This window comes from Shewanella sp. Actino-trap-3, from assembly GCF_002836275.1.
Classification (GTDB): Bacteria; Pseudomonadota; Gammaproteobacteria; order Enterobacterales; family Shewanellaceae; genus Shewanella; species Shewanella psychromarinicola.
In genome coordinates this window covers 3,483,299-3,505,725 of record NZ_PJCE01000001.1, presented here as the reverse complement: position 1 = coordinate 3,505,725, position 22,427 = coordinate 3,483,299, and the positions used below count along the sequence as shown (strand labels likewise).

Annotated in this window: 15 protein-coding genes and 2 rRNA genes; 9 read left to right on the top strand and 8 right to left on the bottom strand. The window is 44.6% G+C overall.

Features of this window, described 5'->3' with window-relative positions; genetic code table 11:
- Positions 1-20: 20 nt before the first annotated feature.
- The 6 genes from lpdA to ampD form a co-directional block, all read right to left on the bottom strand.
- Positions 21-1,451, bottom strand: coding sequence for a dihydrolipoyl dehydrogenase (lpdA, locus tag CXF80_RS15155; RefSeq protein WP_101033782.1), 1,431 nt, complete (start codon positions 1,449-1,451; stop codon positions 21-23).
- Positions 1,452-1,651: 200 nt separating this feature from the next.
- Entirely contained in the window at positions 1,652-3,652 is a 2,001-nt protein-coding gene (aceF, locus tag CXF80_RS15150; RefSeq protein WP_101033781.1) for a pyruvate dehydrogenase complex dihydrolipoyllysine-residue acetyltransferase, read from the bottom strand.
- An 11-nt stretch (positions 3,653-3,663) separates the two neighbouring features.
- On the bottom strand, positions 3,664-6,330 hold the full coding sequence (gene aceE, locus CXF80_RS15145) for a pyruvate dehydrogenase (acetyl-transferring), homodimeric type (RefSeq protein WP_101033780.1): 2,667 nt from the start codon (positions 6,328-6,330) through the stop codon (positions 3,664-3,666).
- Positions 6,331-6,399: 69 nt separating this feature from the next.
- A complete protein-coding gene (gene pdhR / locus CXF80_RS15140) occupies positions 6,400-7,152 on the bottom strand; it encodes a pyruvate dehydrogenase complex transcriptional repressor PdhR (protein WP_101033779.1) in 753 nt (250 codons plus the stop codon).
- Positions 7,153-7,538: 386 nt separating this feature from the next.
- Positions 7,539-8,390, bottom strand: coding sequence for a beta-lactamase regulator AmpE (gene ampE / locus CXF80_RS15135; RefSeq protein WP_101033778.1), 852 nt, complete (start codon positions 8,388-8,390; stop codon positions 7,539-7,541).
- Positions 8,391-8,528: 138 nt separating this feature from the next.
- Positions 8,529-9,083, bottom strand: a complete 555-nt coding sequence (gene ampD / locus CXF80_RS15130) for a 1,6-anhydro-N-acetylmuramyl-L-alanine amidase AmpD (protein ID WP_101033777.1) — start codon at positions 9,081-9,083, stop codon at positions 8,529-8,531.
- Between the two features lie 734 nt (positions 9,084-9,817).
- Here ampD and nadC point away from each other — a divergent pair.
- From nadC to mutT, 9 genes are all read left to right on the top strand, one after another.
- On the top strand, positions 9,818-10,696 hold the full coding sequence (gene nadC, locus CXF80_RS15125) for a carboxylating nicotinate-nucleotide diphosphorylase (RefSeq protein WP_101033776.1): 879 nt from the start codon (positions 9,818-9,820) through the stop codon (positions 10,694-10,696).
- A gap of 1,081 nt (positions 10,697-11,777) precedes the next feature.
- Entirely contained in the window at positions 11,778-12,200 is a 423-nt protein-coding gene (locus CXF80_RS15120; protein WP_101033775.1) for a prepilin-type N-terminal cleavage/methylation domain-containing protein, read from the top strand.
- Between the two features lie 101 nt (positions 12,201-12,301).
- Positions 12,302-14,008, top strand: coding sequence for a type IV-A pilus assembly ATPase PilB (pilB, locus tag CXF80_RS15115; RefSeq protein ID WP_101033774.1), 1,707 nt, complete (start codon positions 12,302-12,304; stop codon positions 14,006-14,008).
- Between the two features lie 122 nt (positions 14,009-14,130).
- The gene (locus CXF80_RS15110) at positions 14,131-15,399 is read left to right on the top strand and encodes a type II secretion system F family protein (RefSeq protein WP_101033773.1); all 1,269 of its coding nucleotides are present in this window, start codon (positions 14,131-14,133) and stop codon (positions 15,397-15,399) included.
- 39 nt (positions 15,400-15,438) lie between these two features.
- Entirely contained in the window at positions 15,439-16,365 is a 927-nt protein-coding gene (locus CXF80_RS15105; protein ID WP_101033772.1) for a prepilin peptidase, read from the top strand.
- Positions 16,362-16,991, top strand: a complete 630-nt coding sequence (gene coaE, locus CXF80_RS15100; protein ID WP_101033771.1) for a dephospho-CoA kinase — start codon at positions 16,362-16,364, stop codon at positions 16,989-16,991. Before CXF80_RS15105 ends, coaE begins: the two co-directional genes overlap by 4 nt.
- The gene (gene zapD / locus CXF80_RS15095; RefSeq protein ID WP_101033770.1) at positions 16,984-17,718 is read left to right on the top strand and encodes a cell division protein ZapD; all 735 of its coding nucleotides are present in this window, start codon (positions 16,984-16,986) and stop codon (positions 17,716-17,718) included. The genes coaE and zapD overlap by 8 nt, the downstream gene beginning before the upstream one ends.
- Positions 17,719-17,760: 42 nt before the next feature.
- Entirely contained in the window at positions 17,761-17,970 is a 210-nt protein-coding gene (gene yacG, locus CXF80_RS15090; protein WP_101033769.1) for a DNA gyrase inhibitor YacG, read from the top strand.
- A gap of 103 nt (positions 17,971-18,073) precedes the next feature.
- Positions 18,074-18,472: an 8-oxo-dGTP diphosphatase MutT gene (mutT, locus tag CXF80_RS15085; RefSeq protein WP_101033768.1), complete on the top strand. Its 399-nt coding sequence runs from the start codon at positions 18,074-18,076 to the stop codon at positions 18,470-18,472.
- A gap of 696 nt (positions 18,473-19,168) precedes the next feature.
- On the opposite strand, the gene rrf is transcribed toward mutT, so the two are convergent.
- Positions 19,169-19,284: ribosomal RNA gene (gene rrf, locus CXF80_RS15080) — 5S ribosomal RNA — on the bottom strand.
- Positions 19,285-19,412: 128 nt separating this feature from the next.
- Positions 19,413-22,316: ribosomal RNA gene (locus tag CXF80_RS15075) — 23S ribosomal RNA — on the bottom strand.
- Between the last annotated feature and the right edge of the window lie 111 nt (positions 22,317-22,427).

Genomic DNA, 22,427 nt, shown 5'->3' with positions numbered 1-22,427 from the left:
CTTATGTCGTCAAGTATTAATTACTTCTTCTTAACCGCTTTAGGGTTAGGTAAATCAGTAATTGAACCTTCATACATTTCAGCCGCTAAGCCAACTGATTCATGTAATGTCGGGTGAGCATGGATCGTTAATGCTAAATCTTCAGCATCACACCCCATTTCAATGGCTAGGCCAATTTCACCTAATAATTCACCACCGTTAACGCCGACAATAGCACCACCGATCACCCGGTGAGTCTCTTTCTCGAAAATTAACTTAGTCATACCTTCGCTGCAATCTGATGCGATTGCACGGCCGCTTGCTGCCCACGGGAACGTCGACGTTTCGTAAGCAATACCTTGCTCTTTCGCTTCTTTCTCAGTGAGGCCGACCCATGCAACTTCAGGGTCTGTGTAAGCAATTGATGGAATAACTTTAGGATCGAAATAGTGCTTCAAGCCCGAAATCACTTCAGCGGCAACATGACCTTCATGGACACCTTTGTGAGCCAACATAGGCTGGCCAACGATATCACCGATAGCATAAATATGAGGTACGTTGGTACGTAACTGCTTATCAACATTAATAAAGCCACGCTCATCAACATTAACACCGGCTTTTTCAGCAGCCAGAGACTTACCATTAGGTGAACGACCAATGGCGACTAATACGGCATCATAACGTACAGGTTCTGCAGGCGCTTTCTTGCCTTCCATTGTGACGTAAATACCGTCATCTTTGGCTTCAACCGCAGTCACTTTCGTTTCAAGAATAAGGTTAAACTTCTTCTTAATTTGTTTAGTGAATACACGAACAACGTCTTTGTCTGCAGCGGGAATAACTTGGTCAAACATTTCAACCACGTCAATTTCACTGCCTAAAGAAGCGTATACGGTGGCCATTTCTAGACCAATAATACCGCCACCCATCACTAATAACTTACCTGGAACTTCTTTCAGTTCTAGTGCATCAGTCGAATCCCAAATACGCGGGTCTTCATGGGGAATAAACGGTAATTTAATGGGACGTGAACCGGCAGCAATAATGGCTTGTTCAAACTGAACCACTGTCACTGTGCCATCTTCTGCAGTGACTTCTAAGCTATTAGGGCCAGTAAATTTACCAAAACCATTAACCACATCAACTTTACGCATTTTAGACATTCCGCCTAATCCGCCGGTTAACTGTCCAACAACTTTATTTTTAAAGCCACGTAATTTGTCTAAATCAATCTTAGGCTCACCAAAAACGATGCCATGATCAGCAACCATTTTGGCTTCTTCAATGACTTTTGCTACATGCAATAGTGCTTTTGAAGGAATACAGCCAACGTTCAGACACACACCACCAAGGGTACTGAAACGCTCAACAATTATGGCGTCTAAGCCTAAGTCAGCAGCACGAAACGCCGCAGAATAACCTGCTGGGCCTGCCCCTAGTACGACTACTTGAGTTTTTATTTCGTTACTCATGATTTCCTCTAATCTTGTTCATTCCGTGTGAAAGACGGATCGGCCCAAATGTCGATGTCGCCAGCTTGAAACTTACGTTTCACGTCCAATTTCCATTCAGTTGTTAACTAAAAAATTGGGATGGGCGCATTTTATACTCAAATCAATTTGTTTGAAACCGATCACAATAAAAAGGTCGCTCTTATGAGCGACCTTTTGGGTTATAAAATCAATGTGCGAATGTCTGATAATATTGCAGATAAGGTCACACTAAAGCGTGCAGCCATCGCCCCATCAATAACGCGATGGTCATATGACAAGGATAAGGGCAACATTAATTTAGGTTGAAACTCTTTACCGTTCCACTTTGGCTTAATTTCAGATTTTGACACCCCTAAAATCGCCACGTCTGGGTAGTTAACAATCGGCGTAAACGCCGTACCGCCAATACCACCTAAACTTGAAATAGTAAAACAGCTACCTTGCATATCAGCCGACTTTAACTTGCCATCACGAGCGCGGATAGAAATATCGGTTAATTCACGCGACAATTCTACAATGCCTTTTTTATCGACATCACGAACCACAGGAACCATTAAGCCATTCGGGGTATCAACAGCCACACCAATATGGAAATATTTCTTTTGGATAAGTGACTCACCGTCACTGCTTAAACTCGAGTTAAACACAGGGAACTCAGCCAATGCTTTGGCAACCGCTTTCATCATGAACACCAATGGGGTGATCTTGTAATCGGCTTTTTTCTTCGCAGCAAGCTCGTTTTGTTGCTTACGGAATGCTTCCATCTCAGTGATATCAGCTTCGTCAAACTGGGTAACATGTGGAATGGTAACCCAGTTGCGATGTAAGTTAGGACCCGATAATTTCTGGATCCGGCTTAATGGCACTTCTTCCACTTCACCAAACTTACTGAAATCAACCTTAGGCGCAGCAATCACGTTTAAGCTGCCAGCACCACCAGCAACCGCCGTAACAGCTGAAGCTTTAGGACGTGACAACTCGTACTTAACAAACGCTTGTACGTCTTCTTTCAAAATACGCGCTTTACGGCCAGTACCAGACACCTGGCTTAAATCAACACCAAATTCACGCGCTAAACGACGTACCGCAGGTGATGCATGTGCGACACCTGTTGACGTAGGCTTCGCTGCACTTGGATGATACGGCACTGGCGGAGTTGATGGACGACTTGCCGCTATGGTTGGCGCTGGCGCTGCGGGTGCAGGTTCAGCTTGCACTGGAGCCGCTTGGGCCACTGGCGCAGTACTTGTGGTTTCAATCGTAGCAATTAAGCTACCTTGAGACACTTTATCGCCCACTTTAACGGTTAACGACACTAACTTACCGGCAAATGGGGCCGGTACTTCCATGGTCGCTTTGTCAGTTTCAAGGGTAATTAAGCCTTGATCTAGAGTGATGTCATCACCTATAGAAACCAACACTTCGATAATATCAACATCACTAGCGTCGCCAATGTCAGGTACATGAATTTCTTGTACTTGAGTTGTCGTTGCGGCTTGTGCTGCAGGAGCCTGAGCCGCTTGAGCAACCGGTGCAGCTGCTTGTGGCGCAGATTCAACAGGTGCTGCTGCAACAGGAGCAGAACCGGCCACTTCTAACATGATAACCAATGAACCTTCAGACACTTTGTCGCCCAAGGCCACATTAAGCTCTTTAACCACACCCGCTTTGGGTGACGGAACATCCATGGTGGCTTTATCGGTTTCTAAGGTAATCAGACCCGTATCAACATCAATGCTATCGCCAACAGCAACCAGAACTTCAATAATAGACACATCGGTGTCACCACCAATATCAGGTACTTTGACCTCAATCACTTCTGAACTGCCAGCACTTGGCGCAGCTGCTGGAGTAACTGCCACTGGCGTTACAGGTGCAGGAGCCGCAGCTTGGGCAACTGGCGCTTCTGCTTTAGGTGCTTCTGCTTTAACAGGCGCGGCGTCAGCAGCACTCATCATCGCGATTAACGTGCCTTCAGACACAGTATCACCTACAGCAATCTTTAATTCTGCCAAGGTGCCAGCAAAAGGTGCTGGAATGTCCATGGTTGCCTTATCGCTTTCAACTGTGATGATTGACGCTTCTTTTTCAAGAAAATCACCCACTGCAGCACAAATTTCAATAACTTGTACGGCATCAGTATCGATATTAGGAACCAAAATTTCTTTTAATTCAGCCATTTTGTATCCCCTTACGCTAACTGTGGGTTGATCTTATCAGCATCAATGCCATATTCAGCGATGGTTTTCGTTAACACATCAACAGGCATTTCATTACGATCAACAAGTGACTTCAGCGCCGCAATAACAATAAACTTGGCATCCACTTCAAAGTGATGACGTAAGTTTGCACGGCTGTCGCTGCGTCCAAAACCATCGGTACCCAACACTTTATAATCTGTTGGTACAAAAGCACGTAATTGCTCGCCGTATATTTTCATATAGTCGGTAGCCGCAATTACAGGCGCATCTGACGATAACACTTGACTGACATACGCTTGCTTAGGCTCTGCGGTTGGGTGCAACATGTTCCAACGCTCAGCAGCTTGACCGTCACGGGTTAACTCGTTAAAGCTGGTCACACTGAATACGTCGACACTGACACCAAAGTCTTTGGCTAATGCTTGTGCTGCATTGCGAACTTCTTCAAGAATAGTACCGCAACCCATTAACTGAACTTTACCTTTACCACTACCAGCAACAGACTCAAGCTTATAAATACCTTTGACAATACCTTCTTCAGCACCGGCTGGCATTTCTGGCTGCACGTAGTTTTCGTTCATGGTGGTTAAGTAGTAGTAGATATCTTCTTGATTTTCGCCATACATACGACGAATACCATCTTGTACTACCACCGCAATTTCATAACCATAAGTAGGATCGTAAGAAATACAGTTTGGAATCGTGTTCGCCAACACGTGGCTGTGACCATCTTGATGCTGTAAACCTTCGCCGTTCAATGTTGTACGGCCTGAAGTACCACCCACTAGGAAACCACGCGCACGCATATCGCCTGCGGCCCACGCCATATCACCAATGCGTTGGAAACCAAACATTGAGTAATAAATGTAGAAAGGAATGGTTGGCATATCGTTAACAGAGTAGCTTGTTGCTGCAGCAACCCAAGATGACATCGCCCCTAACTCGTTAATCCCTTCTTGCAATACTTGACCGGTTTTATCTTCACGGTAGTAAGCAACTTGATCAGAATCTTGTGGGATATATTTTTGGCCTTCATGAGCATAAATACCCACTTGACGGAATAAACCTTCCATACCAAAAGTACGCGCTTCATCAGGAATAATCGGCACAATGCGCTTACCGATTTTTTTGTCTTTTAATAACGCCGTTAATACTCGAACAAACGCCATTGTTGATGAAATTTCACGGCCATTTGAGCCTTTCAAAATCGAATCAAAAATCTTCAATGAAGGGATCTCTAACTCTTCAGTGAATTTTTCACGACGTTGTGGTAAATAACCTAATAACGCTTCACGGCGACTCTTCAAGTATTTCACTTCTTCAGAGTCTGGACCTGGATGATAAAAAGGCAGATCTTCTAACTTGTCATCCGGGATTGGAATATTGAAACGGTCACGGAAATGACGGATAGAATCGAGACCCATTTTCTTGACGTTGTGAGCGATGTTCTTACCTTCACCTGCGTCACCTAAACCATAACCTTTAACCGTTTTGGCAAGGATAACCGTTGGACGGCCTTTGGTTTTTTGTGCATGTTCAAGTGCAGCGTAAACTTTAACCGGATCATGACCACCACGGTTTAAGCGCCAAATGTCATCATCTGACATGTTAGCCACCATTTCGGCAGTTTCAGGGTACTTACCAAAGAAATGCTCACGGGTCCATGCGCCGCCTTTGGCTTTACAGTTTTGGTATTCACCGTCTACGGTTTCTTCCATTAACTGTAATAACTTACCGCTGGTATCACGGGCCAATAATGGATCCCAATAACGACCCCAAATCACTTTAACGACTTCCCAGCCTGCGCCGCGGAATTCGCCTTCAAGTTCTTGGATAATTTTACCGTTACCACGTACAGGGCCATCAAGACGCTGTAAGTTACAGTTAACGATAAACACTAAGTTATCTAATTCTTCACGTGCCGCTAAACTAATAGCACCTAATGCTTCTGGTTCATCACACTCACCGTCGCCTAAGAAACAGTAAACCGTTTGCTTAGAGCAATCTTTTAAACCACGGTCAGTTAAATACTTCAAATAACGCGCTTGGTAAATCGCTTGAATAGGACCTAGGCCCATCGATACCGTCGGGAACTGCCAATAAGTAGGCATTAACTTAGGATGCGGGTATGAAGAAAGACCTTTGCCATCGACTTCTTGACGGAAATTAGCCATTTGTTCTTCAGTAATACGCCCTTCAAGGAATGAACGCGCATAAATACCGGGTGCGATATGGCCTTGGAAATACACCAAGTCACCACCATCTTGCTCATTAGGTGCGCGGAAGAAGTGGTTAAAACACACATCATAAATCGTCGCACTAGAAGCAAAACTTGAAATATGGCCACCAAGCTCTAAATCTTTCTTAGAACCACGTAACACCATCGCCAAGGCATTCCAACGGATAATCGCCCGAATACGGCGTTCCATTTCTTGGTTGCCGGGCATATTTGGCTCTTGGCCTGCAGGAATGGTGTTTAAGTAAGCAGTTGTTGCATTATAAGGTAAGTGAGTACCGTTACGACGCGCTTTATCGATTAATTTTTCGAGTAAAAAGTGTGCTCGTTCAGACCCTTCTTGCTCTAGTACAGCTTGCAGAGCATCAACCCACTCTTGGGTTTCTGATGGATCTAAATCTTGAAGCATATCTTCAGACATATCGCAGTCCTTCTCTATATACGGGTTATATTTCGGCTTTAGTTGCTGCTTGTTGACACAGCAACTCAGTTACGCGCCGCTCTTTAAACGGCGCAAACTACGTTGCAACCGACTGTCTTCTTTTCTTACCGACAACATGATTTCTTCGATATAACTTAAATGCTCATTCGAAGCTTCGCGCGCGGCGTCGGGGTCTCGGCGTATAATCGCAGCCAGTAACGCGCGTCTGTGATCATTTGCCATGGTGGAAGCGTCTTGGCTTTTGCTTAAAAGCTCCAAATTTTGTGCCACATTTTTGTGCAGCACGGGGGTTAAACTCAACACTAAATGCAGCATGGCAACATTATGTGACGCCTCAGCAACTGCGCGATAAAAACGCACAATAGCAGCCGCTTTCGCTTCAACATTAGTTGCCGCTTCTAGCTCAATAATGCGATTTTGGATATTTTGCATATCCGCATCATTGCCGCGCAGCGCAGCATAATACGCCATCATGCCTTCTGTGGCGTGACGAAATTCGAGTAAGTCATACTGACTTTCAGAATCGTTATGCATTAATTCAACAATAGGATCGGCAAGACTTTGCCAAAGTTGTTCTTTAACGTAGGTGCCACCGCCTTGACGACGCATGAGCAAGCCTTTAGCTTCTAATTTTTGAATCGCTTCACGCAATGAAGGACGAGACACTTCAAATTGCACCGCGAGTTCGCGTTCAGGAGGTAGTTTTTGACCCGGCTGCAAACTGCCTTCGAGGATCATTCGCTCTAATTGCTCCATGATCACATCAGAAATTTTTGGCTGGTTGATCTTAATATAAGCCATTTTGCGCTCAGCTCCTTAACAAGCAATTGTCAATTGGTCTTACCAATTAATATGAGAGAGCGCACTTTATCAAATCATACAAGCCATGTCTAGTTATCAGAATACTGACAAAAGAGAGCTGCGTCGTTTAAAACGCTCATGCCTAGAGCATAACCTATATTTCTGTTCTAAGGGTCAGACTATTTATCCATATTAGCCTCAATACCGGATAAGCGTTGGGATAAATCGTTAAAAGTGAAAGCTAGAAGCCTAGATGCTATAAAAGCTAAAAGCCTAGATACTAGAGCGCTACGCTGCTAGAGGCTATAAAATCTTAGCAGCGAAGCTGTCCTAGCAGGACGTAGTCCGCCCTAGAAGCGCAGCGCACTATCCGCGAAGCGGCCTAGCTAGCTAACAACACCAAAAATGGTTAATACGGAAACCAACGTCAGCAGCAACACAAAATTACGTTTACTCAATGCCAGTAATGCCAATGTGGACTGCACGCTCAGTGGCGCATCCCCCGCTTCAGGTAAAGACTCAGCCGCCACCGCAGTATTAGTCACTATGGTTTTTGCATCAATATTGACACTTAAACCATATTGCCGCCACGCACTTAAGCCTTCGCTAAACTGGCCACTTAATACATAGCCAAAACTAAACACCCGACTTGGCAACCAATCAAATAACATCTGTAAATGATCGACCAATGGCATTTCAAGCTTATGCTTACTGTTGTACTCACTGTAAAAGCGCACAGTACAGTATAATATTGCACCTACCGGCCCTAAAAATATCAAATACAATGCAACGGCACCGTAATAGCGGTAATTAAGCCAAGCAACTGTTTGTCCCACTTTACAGCCTAAATCCTGTTCATCCACCACGTCTAAACAGTCACTACAATCCAACTCGCCGGCATAACGATAACAAGCTTGTACGTCGCCACGACATGCCGCCTGGATATACTGTTTAAACACGCCTCGTAATGATTGGTGACTAAAACAAATAATGGATATCAGTACCCAAAATAACAAACTCAATATATCAAAAAATATACCCTCGAGTAGAAAACTGATCACAAAGACCAATAAAGCCGGCAGCACAATCGCCATCGCAACGCTAAATGCTGATTTAAGTGATTGGCTATCCCAAAACTTTTTTTGGTAACGCGTCATAACGCTATCGAACTGCCAACCACTTGGCAGCAGCTTCAAACGTTCAACTAAAATTGCCACTAATAATGAAAATAACGCCATGAATATCCTTTTTACTTCTATTCAGTTACAGCTGTCATCATTGAAGGACTGTGGTGTAAGTGGGCGGAGCCTGCAAGTACCCTGTAACGCATAGCGAAACACATAACGAGTAACACAAGCTATACCACAAACGCTTATCTAAACATTTGCAATGGCCTGTTGATATCGCGACCAATCAAAACTGAAACCAGGGTCGGTTTTACGCCCAGGAGCGATATCACAATGGCCAACAATATTATTTACCTTAATCATAGGATACTGCGCCATTAACTCCAATGTTAACAGGATTAATTGCTGGTATTGCTCGTCGGTATAGCCACTACTATCTGTGCCTTCCAGTTCGATGCCAATGGCAAAGTCGTTACAGCCCTTACGCCCCTTGAACTCAGAAACCCCAGCGTGCCATGCTCTGTCATCACAACCAACATACTGCACCACTTCACCATCGCGCCTAATTAAAAAATGCGCCGAGACTTGCAAGCCAGCCAACTGAGCAAAACTTTCGTCTGCATCAATATCCAAGCAACCTTGAAATAGTTCATCAATATGCGGTAAACCAAAACACCCCGCAGGCAAGCTAATATTGTGGATCACCAACAAGCTGACCTCATTGTTGGGTCGTGGATTAAAATGTGGCGAAATACATGGTCTAGCGCTGGCCAACCAACCTTGTTGTAATAAGCCTTTTGGCATACGCCTCCTTAAACATAACTATCTAACCATTTTATAACCATTTCATAACCATTTCATAACCAGTGCTTGATAACCAGAGTCAGTCTAAATTCAACAGTATTAAACCGCAATACCAATGCTGATTATCCCTAAGATCTAGGACGGACTGCGTCCTGCTAGTTACTAGAGCGTGACTACGTCACTGCTAGGATCGCTGCGCTGCTAGGACGGACTGCGTCCTGCTAGTTACTAGAGCGTGACTACGTCACTGCTAGGATCGCTGCGCTGCTAGGGCGGACTTCGTCCTGCTAGTTACTAGAGCGTGACTACGTCACTGCTAGGATCGCTGCGCTGCTAGGGCGGACTGCGTCCTGCTAGGGACAGCTTCGCTGCTAAGATTTTATAGCATCTAGCAGCGTAGCGCTCTAGCACCTAGGCTTTAGTTTTTTCGCTTTTTCGCTTTTTCGCTTTTTCGCTTTTTCGCTTTTTCGCTTTTTCGCTTTTTATCGTATGTCATCACTTGCTACCGCTAGTCACCAAGATTTTATAGCATCTAGCAGCGCAGCGCTCTAGGCTCTAAGCTTTCGCTCTTATAGCCTCTAGGCTTTTAGCTTTTAGATGCATATAAGTGTCAGTATATAGCCAAATTATGCTAATCTTTAACAAATGCTTTTCGCAACAAACACCCCATTGAACACTCTGTTGAACAAGGTTATCATTTAGCCTTATCACGTTCTTTAGCAAGGACTTAGCTTATGTTAGAAAACGATATCCGTCATGCTGTGCAAACAGCGCTTGATGAAGACTTAGGTCACACGACCCATAATACTATCCACGACATGCTTAATGCCGATATTACCGCCCAGCTTATCCCAGCAGATAGACACGTTTCTGGCATGTTAATCACCCGCGAAGATGGGGTTTTTTGTGGTAAAGCGTGGGCAGAGCAAGTCTTTAATCAACTGGGCAGTGAAGTCGTGCTGCATTGGCATGTTGATGACGGTGATTTAATTGTGGCCAATCAATTGTTATGCGAACTATCTGGCCCTGCACGGGCTATTTTAACGGGCGAACGTACCGCAATGAACTTTATTCAAACCTTGTCAGGGGTTGCCAGCTTAACAAAGTTGTACGTGAATAAGCTCGTGGGCACCCATACCCAATTACTCGATACCCGCAAAACCATCCCAGGCCTTCGCACCGCCCAAAAATACGCGGTAACTTGTGGTGGCGGCAGAAACCACCGCATAGGCTTATTCGATGCTTTCTTAATTAAAGAAAACCACATTATGGCTTGCGGCGGCATCTCACAAGCCATTACAGCAGCACGCGCGTTAGACAGTCACAAACCAGTCGAAGTCGAAGTCGAGTCACTTGAAGAACTCACTCAAGCACTCGATGGCGGCGCCGATATCATTATGCTCGACAATTTCGACGTGACTATGATGGTCGACGCTGTCAGCCTTAATAATCGCTATAAAAACCAAGGTAATGGCGCTAAATTAGAAGTTTCAGGCAATGTCACCTTAGACACCCTAGCCTCCTTCGCGCAAACGGGAGTAGATTACATCTCTGTCGGCGCACTGACTAAGCACGTAAAAGCCTTAGATTTGTCATTGAGATTAAAAAGTTAACCATAAATGCTAAGGTCCTAGGCCGCTACGCGGATAGTGCGCTTCGCTTCTAGGGCGGACTGCGTCCTGCTGGGTGCTAGGGCGTGACTACGTCACTGCTAGGATCGCTGCGCTGCTAGAACGGACTGCGTCCTGCTAGGGTCTAGGCCGCTACGCGGATAGTCCGCTTCGCTTCTAGGGCGGACTGCGTCCTGCTAGGACAGCTTCGCTGCTAAGATTTTATAGCCTCTAGCCGCGTAGCGTCCTGGCAGCGAAACGATCTAGGCTTTGTGCTTTTTGCTTGTATAGAATCTAGCAGCGTAGCGCTCTAGTATCTAGGCTTTTAGCTTTTATAGCATCTAGCAGCGTAGCGCTCTAGCCTCTAGGCTTTTAGATTTTAGCTTGGGTATAAACCTGTCAGATTTCTCCCCCAAAAAGCGCCAATAAAACGCCTTTGTTGCTTTTTTGTCAAAAAAACACTTCTTAACCCAGAGAAGTCAAAAATAATTTATCGCATAATGTACGGAAAATGTGAAAATAGAGCGTTTTTAGACATTTATTTTTTATTTAGCCGTTAACCCTATTCCATTTTGTAACCGTTTATATTAACGTTTACCTCGGCGAGTTGGCCTTTCAGCCATGCACTGTGCTCGTTAGATTGTAAATAACGTCAAAATACCAACAATTAATTAACATTTACTTTGTAACCACACTAGCAGATGTTATTTTGTATCTTGTTAACATTGACCTATTTACTCTATGTTTACCACTCAGCCTAAATGCTCTATTAAATAAATAATCGGCTAGCATTGTTTGCGGTTAACATGGTTATTACCTATGTGTTGTATATTGTGCCATTGTGCCATTGTGCCATTGTGCCATTGTGCCAAAAACAGCATAGACAGAGATAACCATGGTCAACACAAGTAACGCTGGCACTATAATAATCGTGGTCATCTAGTACCACACAATTGTGCTTTACGGTTTTAGGCAAATGGAATGCCAACTACTTCATCTAGTTACTAGCATTAGTTGCTAGTATAGGTGAAGCTTATAGATATCGAGGATTGAGACTACCCCAGCCTATTTTACGGAGAGAAAAATGAAAGGTATCAACCAAATCAAAAACGCTAAGGGTTTCACTCTTATTGAATTAATGATCGTAGTCGCGATCATCGGTATCCTTGCAGCAATCGCATTGCCAGCTTATCGTGATTATGTGGGTGCTGCTCACGGTGGTGCTGCAATGAAAGCAGTTGCCTCATTCACTACTAAATCTGTAACGTGTGTACAGTCAGGTATATCTTGCGGTACTTTAGCTGCTGACGTTACTGCAGCACCTGGTATGACCCTAACGGGTATGACAGGTGAAGGTGTTGGTGGTACTTTGGCATTTGCTGAAGGTGCTTGTACTTTAACAGCAACCATTACAACTGATGGCCGAGTAACTTATGGTATTGTTAGTGCTGGTGCAGGTGCAACTACTGCACAATGTATAGAAGGCGCAGGACTTCCAACTCCTTAATATTTTCTAAAGTCTTAATTAAACGCCAAGAATCATTGTTTTGTTCTTGGCATTTTTTGATAGATTTAAAATTACTAAGTTAATTCCTCACTAGGAAATTTATGCCTAATAATGGTCTTAATCTCGGTTTATCAACTCTTTTTATTCACAAAGGCTTACTTAGTGAAGAGTTAACTTCATTAGTAATAAATGATTCCAGAAAAACCAAAAGATCCTTTGTAACATCAGTAATAGCCGCAAAACACTTATCAGCACGGGAAATTGCAGAACTATGTTATGAAGAATATGGCACACCGCTGCTTGATTTAAATGAGTTTGATGTAAGTAATATTGCTGAAAATTTGCTAAACAAAAAACTCATCAACAAACACAAATGTCTCCCCCTATTTAAACGTGGCAATAGATTATATATAGCAACGTCAGATCCCACTGATATTGCCGCCCTTGAAGATTTTCAATTCAGTTTAGGCTTGCATGCTGAGGCGATTCTCGTTGAAGACGACAAACTGCATAAAGCCTTAGAAAAAATACTTGAAGAAGACATTAGCGGTCTTGGATTAGAAGGCATTGACGAAGAAGCTCTTGCAAGTATTGAAGTCGCTAATACCGAAAGACGTGATGAGCCGACCGGTGACAGCAGTGACGATGCGCCTATCGTTATCTATATTAATAAAATTCTCACTGATGCCATCCGTAAAGGTGCCTCTGATTTACATTTCGAGCCTTATGAGAAGCGCTACCGCATTCGTTTTCGTATCGATGGTATATTGCATGAAGTATCAGAGCCGCCGGTCAACCTATCCAATCGGATTTCAGCTCGTTTAAAAGTCATGTCAAAACTGGATATTGCTGAACGCCGTGTGCCGCAAGATGGGCGGATTAAAATGAAGCTGTCGCGCACCAAATCAATTGATTTTCGTGTTAGTAGCTTGCCGACCATTTGGGGCGAGAAAATCGTAATGCGGATCTTAGATTCATCTTCTGCGCAACTGGGAATTGAAAAGCTCGGTTATGAAGACGATCAACGGCTATTATATGAGGAAATGCTCGCTAAACCACAAGGGATGATCCTTGTTACCGGCCCCACAGGTTCGGGTAAAACCGTGTCCTTGTATACCGGCCTTAATATTCTTAATACCGAAGAGCGTAATATTTCCACCGCCGAAGATCCGGTCGAAATTAACCTCGAAGGGGTTAATCAAGTTCACATTAATTTAAAAGCCGGCTTAACCTTTGCTTCGGCATTGCGCTCATTTTTGCGTCAAGATCCCGATGTAGTGATGGTGGGCGAAATCCGCGACTTGGAAACTGCCGAAATAGCGATTAAAGCCGCGCAAACCGGCCACTTAGTATTATCAACCCTGCACACTAACTCGGCAGCAGAAACCTTGACTCGTTTGATTAATATGGGCGTACCGGGCTACAACATTGCTAGCTCAGTCAATTTAATTATCGCCCAACGCCTTGCCCGGCGCTTATGCCCTGCATGTAAGCATGAAGAAGAAATCCCTGTTGCTGAGATGCAACGCTTAGGCTTTACTGAAGCCAATATAGCCAAAGGCTTTACGGTATTTAAACCCGTCGGTTGTGAGCTGTGTTCGGGTGGCTATAAAGGCCGGGTCGGTATTTACGAAGTGATGAAAATGAGCGATGAAATTGCGCGTATCATCATGGAAGGCGGCAACTCAATGCAAATGGCCACCCTCGCTAAGCAACAAGGGATGCGGGATTTACGTCAATCAGGCTTACTCAAAGTTATTAACGGCGTCACCAGTATCGCCGAAATTAACCGTGTCACTAGCTTTTAATTCCGTTATAGTTCTTCAGTTATACTTATTCAGCTATCGTCATTCGACCATTTAATGGGTTATTTATCATTAACAATAATGCTTTAGCTTGGATGACGCACAAAAATAAAAGGATTGGCTAAATGGCCACAGCAACTACAACAAAAACAAAAAGAAAGCTAAAGGTGAACAAAACAAAACACCAACCTAAGGTGTTCACTTTCCAATGGAAGGGTACCAATCGTGATGGCAAGCGCACTTCTGGTGAGCTCAAGGGATCCACTATTGCTGAAGTTCGCAGTGTATTAAAAGCCCAAGGTGTCACCCCAAAGGGCGTAAGTAAAAAGTCTGCTCCGTTGTGGAGAACTGAAAAAAGCATCAACGCGATGGATATTGCGATGATCACCCGCCAAATAGCCACCATGCTTGCTGCGGGAGTCCCCTTAGTTACCACTCTTGAACTGCTTGGTCGCGGCCATGAAAAAGCCAAAGTGCGCGAATTGCTTGGTACTATTCTATCTGATGTTCAATCCGGTATTCCTCTATCTGACGCTTTGAGACCCCATAGAAGATACTTTGATGAATTGTATGTTGATTTAGTTGCTGCGGGTGAGCATTCCGGCTCACTCGATACAGTATTTGATCGTATAGCAACCTATCGCGAAAAAGCCGAGCAGTTAAAATCCAAAATAAAAAAAGCCATGTTCTATCCAGCTGCTGTGGTGATAGTTGCTATTGCGGTTACTGTCCTGCTTTTACTTTTTGTAGTACCACAATTTGAAAGTATTTTTAAAGGATTTGGTGCTGAACTACCGGCATTTACCCAGTTTGTAGTGGGTCTTTCCAGAGGGTTACAAGCCTCTTGGTATTTCTTTGCCATAGGTATTGTTGTTGCTATTTGGTTATTTCGACGAGCACACCATAATTCACAGAGCTTTCGAGATCGAATAGATGTATTACTGCTAAAAATTCCCGTGATTGGTGATATTCTCCACAAAGCATCAATGGCGCGTTTTGCCCGTACTTTAGCAACCACTTTTGCTGCAGGAGTGCCATTAATCGATGGCTTAGAGTCTGCTGCTGGCGCGTCAGGAAATTATGTGTACCGTAAAGCGCTGTTAAAGGTACGCCAAGAGGTGATGTCGGGTATGCAAATGAACGTGGCGATGCGCACCACCAAATTATTCCCAGATATGTTAATCCAAATGGTAATGATAGGTGAAGAATCCGGCGGCTTAGATGAAATGCTAAATAAAGTGGCTAATATTTATGAAATGCAGGTTGATGATGCGGTCGATGGGCTATCAAGTTTAATAGAACCCATTATGATGGTAGTGATTGGTACGGTTGTCGGCGGATTAATTGTGGCGATGTATTTACCTATCTTTCAAATGGGTAAAATTGTTAGCTAAAAAATATGATCAAGTATAAAAATAAGTATAAGAATAACAATGACTGAATTTATCTCAACTTTTATTGCCACAATGAGCCAATATCCTTGGGCATTTGTGGCGATTAGCTTTATTTTTGCGGCCACCATTGGCAGTTTTCTCAACGTAGTAGTCCACCGCTTACCTGTGATGATGAAACGCGAATGGCAAAGCGAATGTAATTTTTACCTCAATGAATATCATCCAGATATTGTCGAACAAGTAGGCAATGAGCGCTTAAATAAAGCCATCGATCCGTTTCCGAAAAAATACAACCTCATCGTGCCAGGTTCTGCCTGCCCTAAATGCAAAGCCGACATTAAACCTTGGCATAATCTGCCTATATTGGGTTGGATGCTGCTTAAGGGAAAGTGTGCCGATTGCAACACAGGTATTTCAATCCGCTATCCGATTATCGAACTACTCACCGGAGTATTGATTGCCACATTAGCTTGGCACTTTGGCCCAACATGGCAATTTTTCTATGCCAGTATTTTAACCTTTGTTTTGGTGGCATTAACGGGTATTGATCTAGATGAAATGCTCTTGCCCGATCAACTCACCTTACCAATTCTTTGGTTAGGATTAATCATTAACCTTAAAGGTATTTATGCTAGCCCTCAAGACGCTATTATCGGCGCTGCCGCTGGCTATTTAAGCTTGTGGTCAGTATTTTGGTTATTTAAATTGGTGACTGGCAAAGAAGGCATGGGATACGGTGACTTTAAATTATTAGCCGTCTTCGGTGCATGGTTAGGTTGGCAAATGCTGCCATTAATTATTCTATTATCATCCCTAGTGGGCGCGGTAGTTGGCATAACCATGATTATGGCTAAACGGCTCAGCAAAGGTAACCCAATCCCCTTTGGTCCTTATATTGCTTTAGCGGGATGGATAGCCTTAGTGTGGGGACATGACATCCTCAATTGGTATCTGAGTACCTTATGATGTTAAAAAAGTTTATCGTGGGGCTAACTGGCGGCATTGCCAGTGGTAAAACGACTGTGGCGAATTTATTCGCGCAATACGGCATAGACTTAGTTGATGCCGATGTTATCGCCAGAGAGGTTGTCTCAACCAACTCTGATGGGCTCAAAGCAATAACAGAGCACTTTGGCCAGGCGATTTTGTTAACCGATGGCAGCCTTGATAGAGCGGCTCTGCGAGCACAAGTTTTCGATAACCCAGAGCAACGTCTGTGGCTTAATAATTTACTCCACCCTATGATCCGCCAGAAGATGCTCGACCAAGTACAAACATCGACATCAGCATACGTAATAATGATAGTGCCCTTGCTATTTGAGAATCATTTAGATAGTTTAGTTGATACGACTTTGGTTGTAGATATTGCCCCAGAGTTACAGATTTCAAGGACGATACAACGTGATGGCGTCAGCAAACAACAAGTTGAGCATATTCTGGCGAGTCAAATGACCCGAGAACAGCGGCTTGCTCAAGCTGATAATATTATAGATAATCAAGGAGATCATGAGGTGTTGCGCAGTCAAGTATTTGGTCTGCACCAACAATACTTACAACAGGCAGCCGATTTAGAAACTAACGTCCATGACTGATTTAATCTATGAACAACCATTAAATGAAAAAATACGCAGTTATCTGCGTATAGAAAACCTTGCCTTACAGTTAAAACTGCATGCCGAACAGGATAGTCAACATCAATGTTTTGCCCCGTTATTTTCTCTTGCAGAGCTAACAGAACGTTGTGATTATCGCACTGATATATTAAAAGATATTGATAAACAAATTCAGTTAATTTCCCATTGGCGTACAAACTCAAATGTTGATAACGCGCAAGTAGATCAACTCACCGAAAGACTGATTGCATTGAAGTCGCCGCTGCAAGCACAAGAAAGAATTGGTTGTAGCCTTAAACAAGATAAGTTTATCTGTTCACTACGACAGCGCTTCAATATGACCGGGGCATACTGTAATTTTGATTTTCCTCAGCTGCACTTTTGGCTAGACAAAGACTGGCAATATCGACAGCAAGATATCGAAAACTGGCGGATGCAATTTCAGCCACTATTAGCCCCAATCATGCTACTGCTAGAACTGATTAGAACGACAGCAGATTTTAGTTTATGCCAAGCACCAGTAGGGTTCTATCAAGGCAGCTCACCGCAGCCTCTGTCATTAATCCGTGTAAAAATAAACCCCAACCAGAATTGCTATCCTACAATCAGTGGCAATCGAAATCGTTATGCCATTCATTTTGTCGATTTCGATTTACATCGTCATACAAGTGAAACTGTTGAGTTCTCACTAGCAACCTGCACCTAAACACTTTACCATCACGAGTAAGATTAATAACCAAGAATGATTATGCCTTTAACAGTAGTAAACTGCCCAATTTGCAGCACCAAAGTTGAATGGAAAGACGACTCCCTATTTAAGCCTTTTTGCAGTGAACGTTGTAAACTTATCGATCTCGGTGACTGGGCGAGTGAAAAACATGCTATTCCGGTTAAGCACGATATAGACCTAGATCTGTTGGATGATGCTGGTTTTGATGAAGGTGACTTCTTTAAATAATCAGTTCAGATAACCTATTCGAACAATCTATTCGAACAATCTATTCGAACAATCTATTCGAACAATCTATTCGAACAATAAGAAGAAATAGTAAGGGCAAAACATGCAAAAGAGAATACATGTTGCTGTCGGCGTTATTATAAACCAACATAAACAAATTTTATTAGCCAAGCGTCATGACCATTTACATCAAGGTGGAAAATGGGAATTCCCGGGTGGTAAAGTTGAACAAAATGAAACGGTAACTGCCGCTCTAATTCGTGAATTGAAAGAAGAAGTGGATCTTGATGTAAAAAGCACAACAGCATTTATGGATATCAGCCATGACTATCCAGATAAGCAGGTAAGACTTGATATCCACTTAGTGACTGATTTCAATGGCCAAGCAACCGGCGTTGAAGGACAACAAATACAATGGGTTGAATTACAATCCATCTCTGAATATGAGTTCCCTGAAGCCAATAAACCTATTTTAGATAAGCTATTAACCCTGCCTTGGTAAGTCATATTGATAAGTTGTGTAATGACAGCTTATTAATCTATTCAAATCACTTCAACATGCTCGTTTCAGAGCGAAATGCCTAGATGCTATAAAATATTAGCCGCAAGCGATGGCGAGCGATGAAATACGATAACAAGCGAATGGACGAAAAAGCTAAAGCTAAATGCCTAGAGGCTAGGACGCTGCGCGGCTAGAGGCTATAAAATCTTGGTAGCGAGCGGTAGCAAGCGATGACGAGAGATACCAATCGAGCTAAAAACCTAGAGGCTAGGACGCTACGCGGCTAGATACTATAAAATCTTGGTAGCGAGCGGTAGCAAGCGATGACGAGAGATAACAACCGAGCTAAAAGCCTAGAGGCTAGGACGCTACGCGGCTAGAGGCTATAAAATCTTAGCAGCGAGCGGTAGCAAGCGATGACAAGAGATAACAATCGAGCTAAAAGCCTAGAGGCTAGGACGCTGCGCTGCTAGATGCTATAAAATCTTAGCAGCGAAGCTGTCTCTATCCGTGAGCACAGCGTTCGCTTGTTATCGTTTCTGAAGCTATCCCTAGCAGGACGCAGTCCGCCCTAGCAGCGCAGCGACCCTAGCAGCGCAGCGACCCTAGCAGCGCAGCGAAGCTGTTAAATTACAGACGTAAAAAGCCCGCTATGTAATAGCGGGCTGTTTCACTACTCTTTCGAGTAAATTAGGCGCCTGGAAATGACCTACTCTCGCATGGGGAGACCCCAAACTACCATCGGCGCGATTGCGTTTCACTTCTGAGTTCGGAATGGGATCAGGTGGTGCCACAATGCTATGGTTTCCAGACAAATTTGTATATCTACCGCCTTTAAGGCCGTAAATAATAATTCGGAAAGCTGATTTTTTTGAGTCTACAAAACACTGTTTAAGCGCTCTATTCTAACACTAAGGTCAGTAAAACCCATCTGGGTTGTATGGTTAAGCCTCACGGGTCATTAGTACAAGTTAGCTCAACGCCTCACAACGCTTACACACCTTGCCTATCAACGTAGTAGTCTCCTACGGCCCTTTAGAGAGCTTAAAGCTCTAGGGATGACTCATCTTAGGGCTCGCTTCCCGCTTAGATGCTTTCAGCGGTTATCGATCCCGAACGTAGCTACCGGGCAATGCCATTGGCATGACAACCCGAACACCAGCGGTTCGTCCACTCCGGTCCTCTCGTACTAGGAGCAGCTCCCTTCAATCATCCAACGCCCACGGCAGATAGGGACCGAACTGTCTCACGACGTTCTGAACCCAGCTCGCGTACCACTTTAAATGGCGAACAGCCATACCCTTGGGACCGACTTCAGCCCCAGGATGTGATGAGCCGACATCGAGGTGCCAAACACCGCCGTCGATATGAACTCTTGGGCGGTATCAGCCTGTTATCCCCGGAGTACCTTTTATCCGTTGAGCGATGGCCCTTCCATTCAGAACCACCGGATCACTATGACCTACTTTCGTACCTGCTCGACGTGTATGTCTCGCAGTTAAGCTGGCTTATGCCATTGCACTAACCGTACGATGTCCGACCGTACTTAGCCAACCTTCGTGCTCCTCCGTTACTCTTTGGGAGGAGACCGCCCCAGTCAAACTACCCACCAGGCACTGTCCCGAACCCCGATTAGGGGCCGCGGTTAGAACATCAAAACTACAAGGGTGGTATTTCAAGATTGACTCCACTCAGACTAGCGTCCAAGCTTCAAAGTCTCCCACCTATCCTACACATGTAGGTTCAATGTTCAGTGCCAAGCTATAGTAAAGGTTCACGGGGTCTTTCCGTCTAGCCGCGGGTATACGGCATCTTCACCGCAATTTCAACTTCACTGAGTCTCGGCTGGAGACAGCGTGGCCATCATTACGCCATTCGTGCAGGTCGGAACTTACCCGACAAGGAATTTCGCTACCTTAGGACCGTTATAGTTACGGCCGCCGTTTACCGGGGCTTCGATCATGAGCTTCTCCGAAGATAACCCAATCAATTAACCTTCCGGCACCGGGCAGGCGTCATACCGTATACGTCATCTTGCGATTTTGCACAGTACTGTGTTTTTGATAAACAGTTGCAGCCACCTGGTATCTGCGACTGCCAACAGCTTAAGGAGCAAGTCCTATCACCGTCGGCAGCGTACCTTCTCCCGAAGTTACGGTACCATTTTGCCTAGTTCCTTCAGCCGAGTTCTCTCAAGCGCCTTGGTATTCTCTACCCGACCACCTGTGTCGGTTTGGGGTACGATCCCCACTAACCTGAAGCTTAGAAGATTTTCCTGGAAGTATGGCATCAACTACTTCATCACCTTAGTGACTCGTCATCAGTCCTCAGTCTTGCAATTAAATGCGTATCCCCGGATTTGCCTAAGAATACAACCTACCACCTTAAACGCGGACTACCAACGCCGCGCTAGCCTAGCCTTCTCCGTCTCTCCATCGCAGTTAGTGAAGGTACAGAAATATTAATCTGTTTCCCATCGATTACGCCTTTCGGCCTCACCTTAGGGGTCGACTCACCCTGCCCCGATTAACGTTGGACAGGAACCCTTGGTCTTTCGGCGAGGGAGTTTTTCACTCCCTTTATCGTTACTCATGTCAGCATTCGCACTTCTGATACGTCCAGTGTGGGTTACCCCTTCACCTTCAACCGCTTACAGAACGCTCCTCTACCGCGCAATTCTAATGAAATGCACCCGTAGCTTCGGTGGTATGTTTAGCCCCGTTAAATCTTCCGCGCAGGCCGACTCGACTAGTGAGCTATTACGCTTTCTTTAAATGATGGCTGCTTCTAAGCCAACATCCTAGCTGTCTGAGCCTTCCCACATCGTTTCCCACTTAACATACACTTTGGGACCTTAGCTGACGGTCTGGGTTGTTTCCCTTTTGACAACGGACGTTAGCACCCGCTGTCTGTCTCCCGAGTAGTACTCATTGGTATTCGGAGTTTGCAAAGGGTTGGTAAGTCGGGATGACCCCCTAGCCTTAACAGTGCTCTACCCCCAATGGTATTCGCTCGAGGCGCTACCTAAATAGCTTTCGAGGAGAACCAGATATCTCCGAGTTTGATTGGCCTTTCACCCCCAGCCACAAGTCATCCGCTCATTTTTCAACATAAGTCGGTTCGGTCCTCCAGTTGATGTTACTCAACCTTCAACCTGCCCATGGCTAGATCACTCGGTTTCGGGTCTACACCTTGCAACTAAACGCGCAGTTAACACTCGGTTTCCCTACGGCTCCGCTATTCGCTTAACCTCGCTACAAAATGTAAGTCGCTGACCCATTATACAAAAGGTACGCAGTCACGGTCTCAAGAACCGCTCCCACTGCTTGTACGTACACGGTTTCAGGTTCTATTTCACTCCCCTCACAGGGGTTCTTTTCGCCTTTCCCTCACGGTACTGGTTCACTATCGGTCAGTCAGGAGTATTTAGCCTTGGAGGATGGTCCCCCCATATTCAAACAGGATGTCACGTGTCCCGCCTTACTCGTTTTCATCTACGGTTAGTTTTCATGTACGGGGCTATCACCCTGTGCCGCTGTGCTTTCCAACACATTCCACTAACACCCCATAGACTTAAGGGCTAATCCCCGTTCGCTCGCCGCTACTAGGGGAATCTCGGTTGATTTCTTTTCCTCTGGGTACTTAGATGTTTCAGTTCCCCAGGTTCGCCTCATAACGCTATGTATTCACGTTATGATGACCACTTATGTGGCCGGGTTTCCCCATTCGGATATCGTTAGCTCAAATGCTTATTACTAGCTCGCCAACGCTTTTCGCAAGTTATTACGTCCTTCATCGCCTCTGACTGCCAAGGCATCCACCGTATACGCTTGGTCACTTAACCATACAACCCAAATGAGTTTCACTTGCGTGAACCTCTGAGTCATATCATGACCAGCTGGTTTTTACTTGTCTCACCTCCGGGTAGGAAGTGGACTCGCCTTAGTTTTTTAGA